Annotated in this window: 15 protein-coding genes and 1 riboswitch; of the genes, 6 read left to right on the top strand and 9 right to left on the bottom strand. The window is 58.9% G+C overall.

Annotated elements, in window-relative coordinates; translation table 11 throughout:
* Window positions 1-24: 24 nt before the first annotated feature.
* From parE to nudF, 5 genes are all read right to left on the bottom strand, one after another.
* Window positions 25-1,920 (bottom strand): DNA topoisomerase IV subunit B, encoded by a 1,896-nt coding sequence (parE, locus tag ERD80_RS12575; protein ID WP_021509608.1) that lies wholly within the window; start codon window positions 1,918-1,920, stop codon window positions 25-27.
* A 46-nt stretch (window positions 1,921-1,966) separates the two neighbouring features.
* Window positions 1,967-2,548, bottom strand: coding sequence for an esterase YqiA (gene yqiA, locus ERD80_RS12570; protein WP_058771368.1), 582 nt, complete (start codon window positions 2,546-2,548; stop codon window positions 1,967-1,969).
* A gap of 3 nt (window positions 2,549-2,551) precedes the next feature.
* Window positions 2,552-3,379 (bottom strand): 3',5'-cyclic-AMP phosphodiesterase, encoded by an 828-nt coding sequence (gene cpdA, locus ERD80_RS12565; protein ID WP_136547119.1) that lies wholly within the window; start codon window positions 3,377-3,379, stop codon window positions 2,552-2,554.
* Window positions 3,380-3,443: 64 nt separating this feature from the next.
* Complete coding sequence (locus tag ERD80_RS12560) at window positions 3,444-3,869, bottom strand: DUF1249 family protein (RefSeq protein ID WP_021509611.1); 426 nt, start codon at window positions 3,867-3,869, stop codon at window positions 3,444-3,446.
* Entirely contained in the window at window positions 3,866-4,501 is a 636-nt protein-coding gene (gene nudF, locus ERD80_RS12555; RefSeq protein WP_021509612.1) for an ADP-ribose diphosphatase, read from the bottom strand. The genes ERD80_RS12560 and nudF overlap by 4 nt, the downstream gene beginning before the upstream one ends.
* A gap of 213 nt (window positions 4,502-4,714) precedes the next feature.
* Here nudF and tolC point away from each other — a divergent pair, with 213 nt between their 5' ends.
* The 3 genes from tolC to ERD80_RS12535 all read left to right on the top strand — a co-directional run bounded on the left by tolC (window position 4,715) and on the right by ERD80_RS12535 (window position 8,175).
* Complete coding sequence (gene tolC / locus ERD80_RS12545; protein ID WP_058776524.1) at window positions 4,715-6,187, top strand: outer membrane channel protein TolC; 1,473 nt, start codon at window positions 4,715-4,717, stop codon at window positions 6,185-6,187.
* A gap of 141 nt (window positions 6,188-6,328) precedes the next feature.
* Window positions 6,329-7,003, top strand: coding sequence for a DUF1190 family protein (locus ERD80_RS12540; RefSeq protein ID WP_021509614.1), 675 nt, complete (start codon window positions 6,329-6,331; stop codon window positions 7,001-7,003).
* Window positions 7,004-7,011: 8 nt separating this feature from the next.
* Window positions 7,012-8,175 (top strand): glutathionylspermidine synthase family protein, encoded by a 1,164-nt coding sequence (locus ERD80_RS12535; RefSeq protein ID WP_021509615.1) that lies wholly within the window; start codon window positions 7,012-7,014, stop codon window positions 8,173-8,175.
* 35 nt (window positions 8,176-8,210) lie between these two features.
* On the opposite strand, the gene ygiD is transcribed toward ERD80_RS12535, so the two are convergent.
* On the bottom strand, window positions 8,211-8,990 hold the full coding sequence (gene ygiD / locus ERD80_RS12530; protein WP_058771365.1) for a 4,5-DOPA dioxygenase extradiol: 780 nt from the start codon (window positions 8,988-8,990) through the stop codon (window positions 8,211-8,213).
* A 201-nt stretch (window positions 8,991-9,191) separates the two neighbouring features.
* Between ygiD and zupT the strand changes: the two genes are divergently transcribed.
* A complete protein-coding gene (gene zupT / locus ERD80_RS12525; RefSeq protein ID WP_021509618.1) occupies window positions 9,192-9,959 on the top strand; it encodes a zinc transporter ZupT in 768 nt (255 codons plus the stop codon).
* 144 nt (window positions 9,960-10,103) lie between these two features.
* Window positions 10,104-10,487, top strand: a complete 384-nt coding sequence (locus ERD80_RS12520; RefSeq protein ID WP_021509619.1) for a cell wall hydrolase — start codon at window positions 10,104-10,106, stop codon at window positions 10,485-10,487.
* Window positions 10,488-10,540: 53 nt separating this feature from the next.
* On the opposite strand, the gene ribB is transcribed toward ERD80_RS12520, so the two are convergent.
* The gene (gene ribB, locus ERD80_RS12515) at window positions 10,541-11,197 is read right to left on the bottom strand and encodes a 3,4-dihydroxy-2-butanone-4-phosphate synthase (protein ID WP_010618704.1); all 657 of its coding nucleotides are present in this window, start codon (window positions 11,195-11,197) and stop codon (window positions 10,541-10,543) included.
* A gap of 109 nt (window positions 11,198-11,306) precedes the next feature.
* Window positions 11,307-11,456, bottom strand: a riboswitch (FMN riboswitch).
* 171 nt (window positions 11,457-11,627) lie between these two features.
* Between ribB and ERD80_RS12510 the strand changes: the two genes are divergently transcribed.
* The gene (locus ERD80_RS12510) at window positions 11,628-11,933 is read left to right on the top strand and encodes an accessory factor UbiK family protein (protein ID WP_010618705.1); all 306 of its coding nucleotides are present in this window, start codon (window positions 11,628-11,630) and stop codon (window positions 11,931-11,933) included.
* A 39-nt stretch (window positions 11,934-11,972) separates the two neighbouring features.
* On the opposite strand, the gene hldE is transcribed toward ERD80_RS12510, so the two are convergent.
* Entirely contained in the window at window positions 11,973-13,397 is a 1,425-nt protein-coding gene (gene hldE, locus ERD80_RS12505; RefSeq protein WP_021509620.1) for a bifunctional D-glycero-beta-D-manno-heptose-7-phosphate kinase/D-glycero-beta-D-manno-heptose 1-phosphate adenylyltransferase HldE, read from the bottom strand.
* Between the two features lie 67 nt (window positions 13,398-13,464).
* On the bottom strand, window positions 13,465-16,323 hold the full coding sequence (gene glnE, locus ERD80_RS12500; RefSeq protein ID WP_058780507.1) for a bifunctional [glutamate--ammonia ligase]-adenylyl-L-tyrosine phosphorylase/[glutamate--ammonia-ligase] adenylyltransferase: 2,859 nt from the start codon (window positions 16,321-16,323) through the stop codon (window positions 13,465-13,467).
* Window positions 16,324-16,533 lie beyond the last annotated feature (210 nt).

The following is a 16,533-nucleotide window of genomic DNA, read 5'->3' as shown; positions in this document are numbered from 1 at the left end:
GGACGCCGCAGCGTCCCGTTTGCATCACACTTCGAGGTCGGCGAGGTCGCCTTTTTCCTGTAGCCAGTTGCGGCGGTCTTCCGAGCGTTTCTTCGCCAGCAGCATGTCCATCATCCGTAACGTCTGCTCGACGTCTTCTTCGTCGACCGTCAGTTGCACCAGACGACGGGTATTGGGATCGAGCGTGGTTTCGCGCAGCTGCAGCGGGTTCATCTCACCCAGACCTTTAAAGCGCTGCACGTTCGGCTTGCCTTTTTTCCGCTTCAGCTGCTCCAGAACGCCCTCTTTTTCGTCTTCATCAAGCGCGTAATACACCTCTTTACCGAGGTCGATGCGGTACAGCGGCGGCATCGCCACATAGACGTGGCCCTGCTGCACCAGCGAGCGGAAGTGTCTCACAAACAGCGCGCACAGCAGCGTGGCAATGTGCAGGCCGTCAGAGTCGGCATCCGCGAGGATACAGATTTTGCCGTAGCGCAGCTGGCTGAGATCTTCACTGTCCGGATCGATACCGATCGCCACCGAAATATCATGCACTTCCTGCGACGCCAGCACTTCGTCCGACGACACTTCCCAGGTGTTGAGGATCTTGCCTTTCAGCGGCATGATCGCCTGATATTCACGGTCGCGCGCCTGCTTGGCGGAGCCGCCCGCAGAATCCCCTTCCACCAGGAACAGCTCGGTTTTATTCAGATCCTGCGCGGTACAGTCGGCCAGCTTGCCGGGCAGCGCCGGTCCGCTGGTCAGCTTTTTACGCACCACCTTTTTCGCCGCGCGCATACGGCGCTGTGCGCTGGAGATCGCCAGCTCGGCCAGCATTTCGGCGGCCTGCACGTTCTGGTTGAGCCACAGGCTGAAGGCATCTTTCACTACCGCCGAGACAAACGCCGCGCACTGGCGTGAGGAGAGACGCTCTTTGGTCTGTCCGGCAAACTGCGGATCCTGCATTTTGACCGACAGCACATAGGCGCAGCGATCCCAGATATCCTCCGCCGACAGCTTCACGCCGCGCGGCAGAATATTGCGGTATTCACAGAATTCGCGCATCGCGTCGAGCAAGCCCTGACGCAGGCCGTTAACGTGCGTTCCGCCCTGCATGGTTGGGATCAGGTTGACGTAGCTTTCGGTCAGCAGCTCGCCGCCCTCCGGCAGCCACAGCAGCGCCCAGTCGACTGCCTCCACATCACCGGCAAAGCTGCCGACAAACGGTTTTTCCGGCAGCGTTGGCAGGCCGTTCACCGCTTCGCTCAGGTAATCCGTCAGGCCATCCTGATACAGCCAGGTTTGCTCGGTATCGTTCACCTTGTCTTTAAAGACAATTTCGACGCCCGGGCACAGCACCGCTTTGGCTTTCAGCAGGTGCTTGAGGCGGGAGACCGAGAAGCGCGGGCTATCGAAGAAGCTTTCGTCTGGCCAGAAGTGAACGCTGGTGCCGGTGTTACGCTTGCCTACCGTACCAATCACCGCCAGATCCTGCACTTTATCGCCGTTTTCGAAGGCGATCTGGTAAATCTCACCGTTGCGGCGCACCGTGACTTCCACACGCTTCGACAGGGCATTGACCACCGAAATCCCCACGCCGTGCAGGCCGCCGGAGAACTGGTAGTTTTTGTTGGAGAATTTACCGCCGGCGTGCAGGCGACAGAGAATCAGTTCGACCGCTGGCACGCCCTCTTCCGGGTGGATATCGACGGGCATACCACGGCCATCATCGATCACTTCCAGCGACTGATCGGCGTGCAGAATGACTTCCACGCGTTTGGCGTGACCGGCCAGCGCCTCATCGACGCTGTTATCGATCACTTCCTGGCCCAGATGGTTAGGGCGTGTGGTATCGGTGTACATGCCCGGACGGCGACGTACCGGTTCGAGGCCGGTTAAAACCTCAATGGCGTCAGCATTATAGCTAGATTGGCTCATCGTAACAGTCTGATTAGCAATAGGAAAATGGGCCCATCCCGCAGCATCAGGGAGTATTTAGTCCCAGAAAATCAATCATCTGCGCAAAATGGCGTTCGAATCCGATATAGGCATGATTGCCGCCCTCTTCTACCGTCTGACGGCACGCGCTGTAGTAATCCAGCGCCTGGCGATAGTCGAGCACTTCATCGCCGGTTTGTTGCAGCAGCCAGAGTAGATCGGGCGCTTCCAGAGGGTCAATCTGCATCACTTTCAGATCGTAAATGTGGCGAGACTCTAACACATATTGCTGGCCGGTGTAGGGATTCCGGTTTTCCCCCAGATAATCCACCAGCAGTTCAAATGGCCGCACCGCCGGATTCACCACTACCGCCGGCAGCATGAAACACTGCGACAGCCAGGTGGCAAAATAACCACCGAGCGATGACCCCACCAGCCCGAGCGGTTCCCCGGCATACTGCATCACCAACTCTTCAAGCAGCGCGGCAGCCTCAGCGGGAAAAGTCGGCAGCTGCGGCACCAGCACCTCAATGTGCGGATGCTGCGCCTGACACCACTGCTGTAACTGCGTCGCTTTAGCCGACTGCGGTGAGCTGTTGAATCCGTGCAGATAAATCAGCGCCGCCATGGTTTAGTAGCCCTCGGAATCCAGATCCGGACGGAACAGATCGCTCTGCAGACGATTCACTTCGGTGTGCAGCGTGCCATCCGCCTGCAGCGTCAGCCAGCGCCAGCCGGGCGCTACGGTATCAATGGTGAAGTTGGTGCAGTGCGGTTTGAACTGGACGCAGGTTGAAGGCGACGCCAGTACGCGGCGGCCGTGCCAGTCGAGATCCAGCTCCTGATGAATGTGGCCGCACACCAGGTGACGCGCCAGCGGGAAGTTTTGCAGCACCGCATCCAGCTGATGCGGATTGCGCAGGCTGTGCTGGTCAAGCCAGGTACAGCCAGAGGCCAGCGGATGATGGTGCAGCAGCACCAGCGTGTAGCGTTCGGGGAACTGACGCAGCGTGCGGTCCAGCCACTCCAGCTGATAGTCGCTCAGCATGCCGTGCGGCACGCCAAAAACCTGGCTGTCCAGCAACACCAGCTGCCAGTGCTCGCCGAGCAGCACATGCTTGTCCGCGGCGATGCCGGCCTGTGCCAGCGTATCCACCATCGCTGGCTGAAAATCGTGATTGCCCGGCAGCCAGACGCACGGCTTCGGCAGACGCGCAATGCCCGCAACAAAATGCTGATAAGCTTCGACGGTGTGATCCTGGGCGAGATCGCCAGTGGCGATAATCAGATCGTAATCGCGCTGTTGCGCCGCGATGGCGTCCAGCACCGCATCAAAACTCGACCAGGTATTCACTCCAAGCAGCGATTGATGTTTTCCCGCGAAAAGATGGGTATCCGTAATTTGTAAAATCCTGATATCGGACCCATTTGCCGCAGGAAGAGTTAGCAGGCTATCCAAAGCGTTTCCTTTCTCTCCACGCTATCGTTGCGTTATATACCCGTGCGGATTCAGGGTATCGCTATCAGCACACCGGCACGGCCATCGCGCCGTGCGCCAGGCAGTACCGCAACCAGTCGGCAAGGAACTGGTTAATCTGATGTTTTTCATCGCGCTGATGCAATTTTTTATTAGGATAATCATAGCGCGCTTTGAAGCGATAGATCTGCTGAGTGGAACACACTTCAGCCACCATCGCATCATGGTAGAGCCGCACCGACATGGACGGCAGGCTCCAGTAGCTCACTGCGGGTGCCACCTGGCGGATCTCCACCAGCGTGGTATAGCGCGTCGACTCTTCAATAGTCAGCTGATAACTGGCGCCGTTCACCTGATACATCACCGACGCACCTGCCTCGTCACTGCGCGGCAGCAGGCGGCGCAGCTGAGCGAAATTGGTTTCGCACAGACGCATCATTTCGGGGAAATCAGGGGTATAGCGCTGTTTCATGTTGGCTTCCACTCTTCTCTTAGTTTCTCATGGTGCAACGCCAGCCATTGCAGAGCGATGACAGATGCCGCGTTATCAATAATCCCCTCTTCCACCCAGCGATAAGCCTGTTCGCGGCTTACCACATGCACAAGAATATCCTCATTCTCTTCCTCCAGCCCGTGATTTCCCTCTGCCTGGCTGGCATCCACTTCGCCCACCAGCACCGACAAACGCTCAGAGGTTCCGCCGGGGCTGGCTAAGTAATTCACTATCGGTTTGACGCGGCCAACCTTGAGGCCAGCCTCTTCGACCGCTTCACGACGCACCACATCTTCCGGCGTTTCGCCCGGTTCAATAATGCCGGCCACCATCTCCAGCAGCCAGGGCGTGGCGCTGGAATCATAGGCCGGGATGCGGATCTGTTCGATCAGCACTACTTCGTCGCGCAGGGGATCATAGGGTAGCAGCACGGCAGCGTGTCCGCGCTCAAAAACTTCGCGCACCACTTCACCGCTCATGTCGCCATTGAAACGGCGGTGGCGGAAGCGGTAACTGACGATGGAAAAAAAACCATCGTAGCGAGTATCGCGTGCAATAATTTCTACATCGTTTTTTGTGAAAGTCACAGGGGATTTTTTTTCACCCGCCATCATCTGGTTCCTTATGCAGATTGGGATGGAGCGAAGAAAAGCCAACCCTTGTGCTCCGTCCGAGTGGTTCTTTCTGAATTATTTACGTAAATTAGGGGGAGAAGGCACGTTCAGCCAACTTATCTCTGACGCCGCCTCTGTAGAATCGGCGATTATTTTTTGGCTTACCTGCAGCACACTCTCTGTGCATTTGCTGCAACACAAGGAATGCAAATGAAAAAACTGCTCCCACTTTTTATTGGACTGAGCCTGGGCGGTTTCAGCCTTGCCAGCCAGGCAGAAAACCTGTTGCAGGTCTACCAGCAGGCGCGCCTCAGCAACCCGGATCTGCGTGCTTCAGCCGCCGATCGCGACGCTGCTTTTGAGAAAATTAACGAAGCGCGTAGCCCGTTGCTGCCGCAGCTGGGTCTGGGTGCAGATTATACCTATAACAGCGGCTATCGCGACAACAGCGGTCTCCATTCCAACACGACCAGCGCCTCGCTGCAATTAACACAGACGATTTTCGACATGTCGAAATGGCGTGCGCTGACGCTGCAGGAAAAAACGGCCGGCATTCAGGACGTTACTTATCAGGTAGCGCAGCAGGATCTGATCCTGAACACCGCAACCGCCTATTTCAACGTGCTGAAGGCCATTGATACGCTTTCTTACACTGAAGCGCAGAAACAGTCGATCTACCGCGAGCTGGATCAGACCACTCAGCGTTTTAACGTCGGTCTGGTGGCTATCACCGATGTGCAGAACGCCCGAGCACAATACGACAGCGTGCTGGCCAACGAAGTGACCGCGCGTAACGACCTGGATAACGCGGTGGAATCGCTGCGTCAGATCACCGGCATGGATTATCTGTCGCTGGCGTCACTGAATATCGATCGTTTCAAAACGGCGCGTCCGGAAGCGGTGTCCAGTCTGCTGAAACAGGCTGAGAGCCGTAACCTCAACCTGCTGTCTGCCCGTTTGAGCCAGGATCTGGCGCGTGAGCAGATTCGCTCCGCCGAGTCCGGCCACATGCCGACGCTGGATCTGACCGCTTCTACCGGTCTGTCGAACAGCAAATACGGCGGCAGCCGCGCTAATCAGAGCGCCGGTACCACCGACTCGATCACCGGCTCCAACCAGGTTGGCCTGAGCTTCTCACTGCCTCTGTACAGCGGCGGTTCAGTGACCTCGCAGGTGAAACAGGCGCAGTATAACTTTGTTGCCGCCAGCGAGCAGCTGGAAGGCGCGCACCGTAGCGCGATCCAGACCGTTCGTTCTTCGTTCAACAACGTGAATGCTTCGATCAGCAGCATCGACGCTTACAAACAGTCGGTTATCTCGGCGCAGAGCTCATTAGATGCCTCGGAAGCCGGTTATCAGGTGGGTACGCGTACCATCGTTGATGTGTTAGACGCGACCACCACGCTGTTTAACGCTAAACAGCAGCTGTCGAATGCGCGTTACAGCTACCTGATCAACCAGCTGAACATCAAATATGCGCTGGGCACGCTGAACGAGCAGGATCTGCAGCAGCTGAACAGCACGCTGGGCAAAGAAGTGACGACCTCGCCAGAAGTGGTCGCGCCGGAAAACAGCCAGCAGGCCGCGCGCGTGGATAACGGCCCGAAAGCGACCTCCGCTTCCGCCGCCGCTCAGGCCCGTCCGGCCGCGGCACGTAACAGCGCCAATCCTTTCGCTAATTAAGCCTTCAAGGGGCCGCTTGCGGCCCCTTTCGCATTCAAACGTATAACAACGTAAAGATCCCCTTGCCACCCGGCTTCCCGCTTCATTTTCCACCACTCATCACCTATCCTAAGCCCCACCTTTGGGCACAGGATGAAGATAATGAAACGGACAAAAAATATTCGTCATGCCGCTTTCCGTAAAAGCTGGCAGGCACGCCATTTAACGCCGGTCGCACTGGCGGTCACCGCCGTGTTTATGCTGGCAGGCTGCGAACAGAGCGATGAAACGGTTTCGATGTACCAGAACGCCGATGATTGTGCGAAAGCCAATCCGGGCCAGAGCGCTCAGTGCACCACCGCTTACAACAACGCGCTGAAAGAGGCTGAGCGCACCGCGCCAAAATACGCCACGCGTGAAGATTGCGTCGCGGAATTCGGCGAAAACCAGTGTCAGCAAACCCCGGCACAGGCGGGCGTCGGTACCACGGCGAACAACGCTGAAGCGCAGCAGAGCGGCAGCTTCTGGATGCCTCTGATGGCTGGCTACATGATGGGTCGTCTGATGGGCGGCGGTGCCGGCTTTGCGCAGCAGCCACTGTTCTCGCCAAAAACCCCTAACAGCCCGGCTAACGGCCAGTTTGTTGATGCTTCCGGTAAGAACTACGGTGCGGCCACCTCGGGCCGGACGGTAAACGTGCCGAAAACTGCGCTGGCGCCAAAACCGGCCACTACGTCCACCATCACCCGTGGCGGCTTTGGTGAGACGGTAGCCAAACAGAACACCATGCAGCGCAGCAGTGCCACCAGCACCGGCAGCCGCTCGCTGGGAGGCTAAGCCCGCGCATGCAACGTATTGCTATCAGCGAACGTCCGAACTGGCGCGAAAAGGCGACCGAGTACGGCTTTCAGTTTCACACCATGTATGGCGAACCCTACTGGTGCGAAGACGCTTATTACCAGTTTACGCTGGCGCAAATTGAACAGCTGGAAGCGGCCACCGCTGAACTGCACCAGATGTGCCTGCAGGCGGTAGAAAAAGTGGTGAACAGCGAAGCGCTGCTCACTCGTTTCTGCATTCCGAAACACACCTGGGATTTTGTGCGCGAATCCTGGCAGCAGCGTCAGCCCTCGCTCTATTCACGCCTCGATCTGGCGTGGGATGGCACAGGCGAGATCAAGCTGCTGGAGAACAACGCCGATACGCCAACCTCGCTGTACGAAGCGGCGTTTTTCCAGTGGATCTGGCTGGAGGATCAGCTCAACGCCGGCAACCTGCCGCAGGGCAGCGATCAATTCAACAGCCTGCAAGAGCAGTTGATTGAGCGCTTCGCCACGCTGCACCAGCAGCACGGTTTTAACTGGCTGCACTTTGCCTGCTGTCGCGATACGGAAGAGGATCGCGCCACGGTACAGTATCTGCAGGATTGCGCCACTGAAGCCGGTCTGCCGAGTGAATTTCTCTACATTGATGAGATCGGGCTGGGCGAAAAAGGTCAGTTTACCGATCAGCACGATCAGGTGATCAGTAACCTGTTCAAGCTCTATCCGTGGGAATTCATGCTGCGCGAGATGTTCTCGACCAAGCTGGCCGATGCCGGCGTGCGCTGGCTGGAGCCGGCGTGGAAAAGCATTCTCTCCAACAAAGCGCTGCTGCCGCTGCTGTGGGAGATGTTCCCCAACCATCCTAACCTGCTGCCCGCCTGGTTTGCCGATGATGCCAGCGCGCCGCAGATGGAAAAATATGTGGTGAAACCGCTGTTTTCCCGCGAAGGTGCCAATATCACCATCGTGGAAAACGGTCAGGAAATCGCGCGCGCCGATGGCCCTTATGGCGAAGAGGGCATGATCGTCCAGCAGTTCTGGCCGCTGCCGAAGTTTGGCGACAGCTATACGCTGATTGGCAGCTGGCTGATTGACGATCAGCCTGCCGGTATCGGTCTGCGCGAAGATCGTGCGCTGATCACCCAGGATCTGTCGCGTTTCTATCCGCATACCTTTATTGAGTAACGCACGTGCCGCCCGGTCTGCGGGCGGCACAGGTGTCAGCCAACCTGCACTGACAGCATACTGATCGAACCCATCTCCATGCCTTCCACCGGGATGCTCACCGCCTCACCTTCAGCTCGCGCGCCGAGAATATACAGCAGCGGCAGATAGTGCTCCGGCGTCGGGTTAGCCAGCTGCGCGCCTTCATGCTGCTGATAATTCACCAGCGGATGCTGCGCCGCCTCGCCTTCATAGTCCAGATTATCGCGCACAAACTGGTTGAAGCTCTCCGCCCACGGATAAGCGCTTTCCGCACCCTGCCAGCGAATCATGCGCAGGTTATGCACCACGTTGCCGCTGGCCACCAGCATCACACCTTCGTCACGCAGCGCCGCCAGTTTACGTCCCAGCGCAAAATGCCACGCCGCCGGCTGGGTGCCATCGATGCTGAGCTGAATCAACGGAATGTCCGCTTGTGGATACATCTTCGCCAGCACGCCCCACGAGCCGTGATCAAAGCCCCACTGCTGATCGGCCTGCACCGCCACCGGCGCCAGCAGATCGATAACGCGCTGTGCCAGCGCTGGCGAACCCGGCGCCGGATAGCGCACGTCGAACAGCGCCTGCGGGAAGCCACCAAAATCATGGATGGTGCGCGGATTGCTCATCGCCGTCACCGCCGTGCCGCGCGTGTACCAGTGCGCCGAGATGGCGAGAATAGCGCGCGGACGCGGCAGGGTTTCGCCCAGCTGCTGCCATACGCGGGTATAACGGTTGTCTTCTAATACGTTCATCGGGCTGCCGTGGCCGAGAAACAGAGCGGGCATGCGGGTCATTATTCATCCTCTGGCGTCGGGATCGCGTTAATGACTGTCACGATACGCGCTTTCGCCAGGGGAAAAACGCTGATAAGCGTGATGATGTTTATCAGCAAATTTGAACAAGATTTTGCCGACATAACTTTACGCTAAATAACTCGATATTTTATGGGGTTAACTATATTGTAACTGGTAATCATTATCATTAAGGAGCCCATTATGTCAGTACCTTTGCTGCTAACCATCCTGGCTGGCGGTGCCACCTTCGTCGGCGCGATTTTTGGCGTGCTCGGTCAAAAGCCGTCGAACCGCGTACTGGCCTTTGCGCTCGGCTTTGCCGCCGGCATCATGTTGCTGATTTCCCTGATGGAGATGCTGCCCGCCGCGCTGCATGCGGAAGGGATGTCGCCGGTGCTTGGCTACGGCATGTTCATGCTCGGCTTACTGGGTTATTTCGCCATGGATCGCCTGCTGCCGCACCAGCATCCGCAGGACCTGATGGCGGTCAATCGCCGCCCCACCAACCTGAAACGCACCGCGATCCTGCTGACGCTCGGTATCAGCCTGCATAACTTTCCCGAAGGCATTGCCACCTTTGTCACCGCCAGCAGCGACATGGAACTGGGGCTGGGCATCGCGCTGGCCGTCGCGATCCATAATATTCCGGAAGGGCTGGCGGTGGCCGGACCGATGTACGCCGCCACCGGCTCGAAAGCCAAAGCGCTGTTCTGGGCCTGCCTGTCCGGCATGGCGGAGATTCTTGGTGGCATCATCGCCTTTCTGCTGCTGGGGCCGGCGGTCTCACCGGTGATGATTGCGGCGATTATGGCGGCGGTGGCGGGCATTATGGTGGCGCTGTCCGTGGATGAACTGATGCCGCTGGCGCGCGAAATCGACCCGCATAACAATCCCAGCTACGGCGTACTGTGCGGCATGACGGTGATGGGCCTGAGCCTGACGTTGCTGCAAACCAGCGGGGTAGGCTGACGCGAGATTCGTCTCATTCATCACCACTTCGGCCTTATCTCTCAACGGGTTAGGCTTGTTAAGGCGTAGTCGAGACGGGTCTTGTTAACACCCGACGGCGGGCTCATTACACTCCACGCGACTCTTAGAAAGCAGTGGAGTGTTATGTTAATTCAGGGAGCCATTTTATGCCTGGCGATGAATATCTATCATGAAGCGCGCGGCGAACCGGTAAAGGGACAGATTGCCGTCGGCACTGTCACCATGAACCGGGCTAACTGGGACGTCAAAGAGATCTGTCCGGTGGTGTACGCACCCAAACAGTTCTCCTGGACGTCTCTGCACAAACATCCCCATCGCCATCCGCCGCAGCATGACAAAAGCTGGCAGCGCGCGCAGCGCCTGGCCCAGCGGATTGTCGAGGGTAAGCTGGCGGATGTGACAAAGGGCGCGACCTTCTTTCATGCGCACAGCGCCAGACCCGCGTGGCGCCACGCCTTCCAGCGTACCGTGGTGATAGGTAATCACGTTTTTTACGCCAGCCGTTAATCATAAAAAAAGGCCGGATGCATCACATCCGGCCTTATTTATTTCACGTCGGCTTAGCTGGCCTGACGGGTTTCATGCTGGCGGCGCCAGGCCACCAGGTCTTCAATGGTCACCACCGGCATGGCGTGCTGCTTCGCAAACGCAATCACTTCCGGCGCGTGCGCCATGCTGCCGTCATCATTGGTCAGTTCGCACAGCACACCCGCAGGTTTGAAGCCCGCCAGCGTCACCAGATCGAGCGTCGCTTCGGTATGGCCGCCGCGCGCCAGCACGCCGCCGTCGCGCGCGCGCAGCGGGAATACGTGGCCGGGACGATTCAGATCGGACGGTTTAGCGTCATCGGCAATCGCCGCGCGGATGGTGGTAATACGGTCGGAGGCCGATACGCCGGTCGTCACGCCGCTGGCCGCTTCAATAGTCACGGTGAAACCGGTGCCGTAAGAGCTTGTGTTGTTCTCTACCATCATCGGCAGATCCAGCTGCTGGCGGCGCGCTTCGTTAATGCACAAGCAGACAATGCCGCTGCCGTGACGAATGCTCAGCGCCATCTGTTCCACGGTCATGGTTTCGGCGGCGAAGATCATATCGCCTTCGTTTTCGCGATTTTCATCGTCCAGCACCATCACGCCGCGCCCGTTGCGCAGCGCATCAATGGCGCGTTCTACACGCTGTTCCGGCGTGCCAAATTCAGAAAGAAGCGTCTGATTCATGGTAAAAAAACCTTATTAATAAAATATGAGTTACCAGAACCAGGGCGAGCTTAGGAGTGCGTAGAAAACACATGGCAATAACGTGACGCGGGCGCAGCCCGGCTGATGTCGTTACCCTCTCCCATCCGGACTTTAACCGTCGGCCCCGGAATTACACCGGATCTGCTGACCTTTCACTTTACAGCGAAAGCGCTCGCGGGCTTTCAGCCGAAGCTGATTTACCGCCGGTGGGGAATTTCGCCCCGCCCTGAGAATAAGCGAAATTACTATAGCGCCAATCACCTGGTCGGGCAATCAACAAAAGTGCAAATGCTTTTGCACTTCATGCGTTGCGGATTTCGGGTTTAACCTTTTCGTTTCTGGCATTACACTTAATGCTTGATGAGTCGGAACACGCGCTGTTATCAGCCACCGTAACCAGGAAACAACCATGATCGACACGAAAAAAATTGAACAACTGGCGCGCCAGGTGCACGAAGCGATGCCAAAAGGTATTCGCGACTTTGGCGACGATGTGGAAAAGAAAATTCGTCAGGTATTGCAGGCGCAGTTAACCCGCATGGATCTGGTTAATCGTGAAGAGTTTGACGTGCAGACCCAGGTGCTGCTGCGCACGCGTGAAAAACTGGCAGCGCTGGAGCAACGTCTGGCGAAGCTGGAGAGCGAAAGTCCGGCGGCCCCGGCTCCGGCAGTGATCACGCCAGATCCGGCAGGAAAAATCGATACGCCTCAGTAAGGTTTACGCGGCGGGAGTTCGCTCCCGCCGGCTACGTGTTTACTGATTGCGAATGGTTTTGATGATGTTGGTGGTGGAGATGCCGTCTTCAAAGTTGAGCACGCGCACGTCACCGCCGTTGGCCCACACCTCTTTACTGCCCGCGATATCTTCCGGCTTATAATCACCGCCTTTCACCAGCAGATCCGGCAGCACTTCGGCAATCAGCCGCTGTGGCGTATCCTCTTCAAACAGTACCACCCAGTCTACGGCCTCCAGCGCACCCAGCACGATCATGCGGTTTTCCTGCGGGTTCACCGGGCGGGTTTCGCCCTTAAGACGTTTGGTGGAAGCATCGCTGTTGACCGCCACGATCAGACGATCGCCCAGTTTGCGCGCGTTGGCCAGATAAGAGACATGGCCGGCGTGCAGAATGTCGAACACGCCGTTGGTCATCACCACTTTCTCACCGCGCTGGCGCGCCTGCGCCACCGCCACTTTTAGCTCGGCTTCGGTCATCACGCCAAAGCCACTGTCCGGCCGCGCGTGGATCGCATTCTCCAGCTCCACGGTACTGACGGTTGAAGTCCCGAGCTTGCCGACCACCACGCCAGCCGCAGCATTGGCGAGGAAGCAGGCATCCTCCAGACTTTCACCGGCAGCCAGCACTGCGGCCAGCACACCGATCACCGTATCGCCGGCACCGGTCACGTCATACACTTCCTGCGCCTGAGTGGGCAGATGCAGCGGCGCTTTGCCCGGCTGCAGCAGCGTCATTCCGTTTTCCGAACGCGTCACCAGCAGCGCGGAGAGATCGTAATCGGCAATCAACTGCATACCGCGGCTGACAATCTCCTCTTCGCTTTTGCACTTGCCCACCACCGCTTCGAACTCGGACAGATTGGGCGTCAGCAGCGTCGCGCCGCGATAGCGTTCAAAATCGGTGCCTTTCGGGTCGATCAGTACCGGCACCTGCGCCGCACGCGCCAGCTGAATCATGGTCTGCACGCTGCTCAGCGCGCCTTTAGCATAATCAGACAGCACCAGCGCGCCCGCCTGTGCCAGCGACTGACGCAGTCGATCGTGAATCGGCTGCGGATCGACCTGCTCAAAGCCCTCTTCAAAGTCGAGGCGAATCAGCTGCTGGTTACGCGACAGCACGCGCAGTTTGGTGATGGTCGGATGGCTATCGAGGGCGACGAAATCGCACTCAACCTTCACCTGCGCCAGCGTTTCGCGCAGCACGCGCGCAGCGTCATCTGCACCGGTCAGACCGATAAGGCGCGAGTCCGCACCGAGTGCAGCGATATTCATCGCCACGTTGGCCGCGCCGCCCGGACGCTCTTCAATGGTATCCACTTTAACCACCGGCACCGGGGCTTCCGGTGAGATCCGGCTGGTCGGGCCGTACCAGTAGCGGTCTAACATCACATCGCCGACAACCAGCACAGCGGCCTTGCCAAACGCGGGCAGTGTTACTTTCATGCAGAGACTCCAGACTTCAACGTTCAGTCAAAATAATGCGCGGATAATAGCATAGAAGCCGCCAGGCTCACTGCTCCGTGTCATCCGCATCGCTCGCGGCCAGCCAGCGCTGCCAGCTGGCGTGCACCACGGCGCGTTCGTCAGCGAACGATGCCGGATCGACATGACCCGGCAGTTCCTGCAGCGCCAGATGGTGCAGCGCATCGCGCAGCGTGACGTAAGCGTGCGTCAGCGCCTGCGCTTCCTCATCAGCCATGATGCCGTGGCGCGCCATCAGTTCGAAAATGCGCACGTTATCCGACCAGCGCGTCAGCGCCGGCTGGCTGGCGGCGTAACCTAAGACCAGATACTGCGCGATGAATTCAATATCAGTGATACCGCCCTCATCGGTTTTAATCTCCCAGCGACCTTTGTGCTTGTTACTGAGGTGCGCGCGCATTTTCTCACGCATCTCCCGCACTTCAGTTTGCAGCTTCGCGCCTTCACGCGGCAGGCAGAGAATACCGCGCCGGATCGCATCGAAGCGCTCACACAGCGCCGGTTCGCCAAACACGATGCGCGCGCGCACCAGCGCCTGATGTTCCCACGTCCAGGCTTCATGGCGCTGATAGTCGTCAAAGGCGGCAAAGGTGCTGACCAGCATGCCGGCCGCGCCAGAAGGGCGCAGGCGCGCGTCCACCTCATACAAAATGCCGGACGAGGTGCGGGTGCTGAACAGATGCATGACGCGCTGAGCGAGACGCAGGTAAAACTGGCGCCCGTCGATAACGCGTTCACCGTCGGTTTCGGCATCGTCCGGACAGTCATGCAGAAACACCAGATCGAGATCCGAACTGTAACCCAGTTCCCAGCCGCCCAGTTTGCCGTAGCCGACCACGGCAAAGCCGCGCTCGCTGTCGCTGGTGAGGTGCGAAGGGCGGCCATAGCGCTGCACCATCATCTGCCACGCCTGCTGCACCACCGATTCAATGATCGCTTCCGCCAGCCAGGTTAAGTGATCGCTCACTTTCATCACCGGCAGGGTTCCGGCGATGTCGGCGGCGGCGATACGCAGATGCTGTGCCTGCTTGAACTGGCGCAGCGCTTCCAGCTGCTGCTCTTCATCATCGGTGGGAATGCGCAGCAGATACTGGCGCAGTTCGTCACGATAAGCGTCGGTGGCGGTGGGCTGATACAGCGTGGCCGGATCGAGCAGTTCATCCAGCAGCAGCGGATAGCGCGCCAGCTGGCTGGCAATCATCGGCGAAGCGCCACACAGGCGAATCAGGTGGCGCAGCGCGCCGTGATACTCGGTCAGCAACTCGAGATAGGTGCTGCGCGTTAATACGCCAAGCAGCAGCGGCGTCAGGCGTGCCAGCACCACATCGGCGTCGTCACGTGCGCACACTTCGCTTAGCAGGCGCGGCATTAATTGATCGAGCGCCAGCCGGCCGCGCGGACCGATGGTGCGGCGACTGACATCCTGACGGAAATCATTCAGCGCCCGATACAGCGCATGGCGCTGTTCCGCCTGCAGCTGCGGTACCACCGGCAGCAAATCGCTCTCTTCCAGCGCGTCCTGCCACAGGCTGGCGAACTCCGCCAGCTGCGGCTGATCGTCGACATCCGGCGCATCATCGCCTATCAGCTCGTCGAAAATGTGGCGCACGCCGGCCATGTGCTGCTCCAGCTGTGCCAGCAGCGTCGCCCAGTCCGCCATGCCCATCGCCCAGGCCAGGCGCTGGCGGTCGAGGGGATTTTCCGGCAGCGTCTGCGTCTGCTCATCGTTGATGCTCTGCAGCAGATTCTCCAGCCGGCGTAAAAACAGGTAGGCGGCGCGCAGATGATCAACCTGCTCCGGTGTTAACAGCGCCAGCTCACCGATGGCCTGCAGCGTCGGCAGCAGCGAGCGCAGCTGAAGTGAGCGCTCACGTCCACCTCGAATCAGCTGAAACACCTGGACGATGAATTCGGTTTCGCGAATGCCGCCAGCGCCGAGTTTGATGTTGTCCTTCAGGCCGCGCCGCCGTACTTCGCGGGCAATCATGCCTTTCATGTTACGCAGCGACTGGATCACGCTGAAATCGATGTAGCGGCGATAGACGAACGGGCGCAACATCTGCTGCAGCTCCTGGCTCCAGTGGCCGCCATCGTCGCCCATCAGGCGCGCTTTCACCATCGCGTAGCGCTCCCAGTCACGGCCCTGCTCCTGGTAGTAATCTTCCAGCGCGGCAAAGCTCAGCACCAGCGGGCCGCTGTCGCCGAACGGGCGCAGGCGCATATCCACGCGATAAACAAAGCCATCGACGGTAGGTTGATCCAGCACCTTAATCAGCCGCTGCCCCATGCGGGTAAAGAACTGCGCGTTGTCGAGCTCGCGCCGGCCGCCGTGGGTGACGCCGTTTTCCGGCCAGGCAAAGATCAGGTCAATATCGGAAGAGAAGTTGAGTTCACCGCCGCCCAGCTTGCCCATACCCAGAATCAGCATCGGCTGCGCTTCGCCGGCGGCGTTGCACGGCGTACCGAAATCGCGGCAGCAATCCTGCCACACCCAGTCGCGCGCGGCGGTAATCAGCACTTCCGCCAGCGTGCTGAGCTGCGTCAGGCTCTGCCCGGTGCTGGCCTGCTCCAGCGCCTGCATCCACGCGATGCGCACCAGCATATGACGGCGGAACAGGCGCAGTTCGCGCATCAGGGAGGCTTCGTTATCCACCGGCTGCAGCGCCGCTGCCAGCCAGGCCGCATAGTGCTGCCACTCTTCGGGCTGCGGCGGTTGCTGCTGCAGCTGTTGCCACCACGCCGGATGCTGCTGCAGGTTGTCCACGATAAAGTCACTAAAGGTCAGTGCGCCAGCCTGCTGCGGCGTGATGGCCGTCAGCGGCAGGCCCAGACGTTCTGCCACGCTGGCGAGCTGCGCCTGCATCAGCGTCGGTAACGGTAACGACATCTTCCCTCCCTGATGATTGATGGTGCCGTAGCCTTAGCGTTTCGCACCGTTATTCAGCCAGAACGGCGGTTGACGGATCGCCAGATTAACCAGCTGAATCAGACCGCGCTCCTGTTTTTCACGAATGGCGTGCTGCAACTCCTGCCAGCCCGCCAGCCACTGGCTGACTTCTTCAGCCGGATACGCCCCCGCCAGCAGATGCACCGCCAG

The sequence above is a fragment of the Pantoea sp. R102 genome (genome assembly GCF_004916815.1).
In the GTDB taxonomy this organism is placed as follows: domain Bacteria; phylum Pseudomonadota; class Gammaproteobacteria; order Enterobacterales; family Enterobacteriaceae; genus Pantoea; species Pantoea dispersa.
This window is presented reverse-complemented; position numbering and strand designations above follow the sequence as displayed.

What these genes read in the sequence shown, in the direction of transcription:
- parE (WP_021509608.1), bottom strand. Translation starts at nt 1,920, where the DNA reads ATGAGCCAATCTAGCTATAATGCTGACGCCATTGAGGTTTTAACCGGC.
- ERD80_RS12510 (WP_010618705.1), top strand. Translation starts at nt 11,628, where the DNA reads ATGATCGACACGAAAAAAATTGAACAACTGGCGCGCCAGGTGCACGAA.
- ribB (WP_010618704.1), bottom strand. Translation starts at nt 11,197, where the DNA reads ATGAATCAGACGCTTCTTTCTGAATTTGGCACGCCGGAACAGCGTGTA.
- ERD80_RS12535 (WP_021509615.1), top strand. Translation starts at nt 7,012, where the DNA reads ATGCAACGTATTGCTATCAGCGAACGTCCGAACTGGCGCGAAAAGGCG.
- ygiD (WP_058771365.1), bottom strand. Translation starts at nt 8,990, where the DNA reads ATGACCCGCATGCCCGCTCTGTTTCTCGGCCACGGCAGCCCGATGAAC.
- nudF (WP_021509612.1), bottom strand. Translation starts at nt 4,501, where the DNA reads ATGGCGGGTGAAAAAAAATCCCCTGTGACTTTCACAAAAAACGATGTA.
- yqiA (WP_058771368.1), bottom strand. Translation starts at nt 2,548, where the DNA reads ATGGCGGCGCTGATTTATCTGCACGGATTCAACAGCTCACCGCAGTCG.
- tolC (WP_058776524.1), top strand. Translation starts at nt 4,715, where the DNA reads ATGAAAAAACTGCTCCCACTTTTTATTGGACTGAGCCTGGGCGGTTTC.
- glnE (WP_058780507.1), bottom strand. Translation starts at nt 16,323, where the DNA reads ATGTCGTTACCGTTACCGACGCTGATGCAGGCGCAGCTCGCCAGCGTG.
- ERD80_RS12540 (WP_021509614.1), top strand. Translation starts at nt 6,329, where the DNA reads ATGAAACGGACAAAAAATATTCGTCATGCCGCTTTCCGTAAAAGCTGG.
- ERD80_RS12560 (WP_021509611.1), bottom strand. Translation starts at nt 3,869, where the DNA reads ATGAAACAGCGCTATACCCCTGATTTCCCCGAAATGATGCGTCTGTGC.
- zupT (WP_021509618.1), top strand. Translation starts at nt 9,192, where the DNA reads ATGTCAGTACCTTTGCTGCTAACCATCCTGGCTGGCGGTGCCACCTTC.
- hldE (WP_021509620.1), bottom strand. Translation starts at nt 13,397, where the DNA reads ATGAAAGTAACACTGCCCGCGTTTGGCAAGGCCGCTGTGCTGGTTGTC.
- ERD80_RS12520 (WP_021509619.1), top strand. Translation starts at nt 10,104, where the DNA reads ATGTTAATTCAGGGAGCCATTTTATGCCTGGCGATGAATATCTATCAT.